Origin of the sequence: Acinetobacter sp. (assembly GCF_036666595.1) — a bacterium.
GTDB lineage: Bacteria > Pseudomonadota > Gammaproteobacteria > Pseudomonadales > Moraxellaceae > Acinetobacter.
The window spans coordinates 1-816 of sequence record NZ_JAVWVO010000063.1; the positions used below are offsets into that span (position 1 = coordinate 1).

The window sequence follows — 816 nt, forward strand, 5'->3', positions numbered from 1 at the left end:
CTTACTATGTCCTTTGGAATGGAGATATAGGATGCAATGGGGGAACAGGAACTCATTCTTATTATGTTTCTGAGGTTTCACGATTTTCACCAAATAGACCATTATTAGTAACAACAAATGATGCTTTTGGTGATAACAATGAAGCTTTCTGGAATACTGATAAAGCTTCAATAAATTATCGTTTTATCAAGTCAATTAAACAAGTTAGTCCAGATGAATTTGAAATAGTCTCATATGCTTATGCCGATGATAAGTTCGGTGGTGTTGATGGGGGAAATATGGGTCCAGCTAATAAATTTCGTTATACAGTTAGTCTTGTAGAAGATGAAGGATGGAAAATAACTAAGCAAGTTTTGTTGGAACAAAATAAATAAAAAAAGGTTTTATTTATTTTTATTGAGGTGCTTATAAGAACCTATAATTTTGAATTATTTCTAAAATTAACATAATGCACGTTATACGAAATGCACTTTTTTATTTCATATAAATCATAGTTTTATGCTGATGTTGAAAGCCCAGTCACACCCGATTGGGCTTTTTTATGGATTCTTCACGTTCCACGATTAGTTCTTGATCAATGTTCCACGGGTTTGTTCATCTCAGTTAAACAATCCATATGAACGGTGGTGCAGGATATTATTGCCAATTTTCACCCTATTTCTTCTTGTTTTGTGGTCCTCTGATACTAAATAATTTAATCCAGTGTTTTGCTAATAGAGGTAAATATGTCAAATCAATATCTAATTGATGAAAGTGACAAAGAACGTGAGATTGCTAATGTCGCAGCGCGTGTACTTCAAGAATGCTTTATCGAAG

General features: G+C 33.1%; 1 pseudogene. It reads left to right on the plus strand.

Annotation, left to right across the window (positions count from 1 at the left end):
• Positions 1-374: pseudogene (locus RR876_RS16755) on the plus strand (hypothetical protein); the annotation flags it as partial.
• Between the last annotated feature and the right edge of the window lie 442 nt (positions 375-816).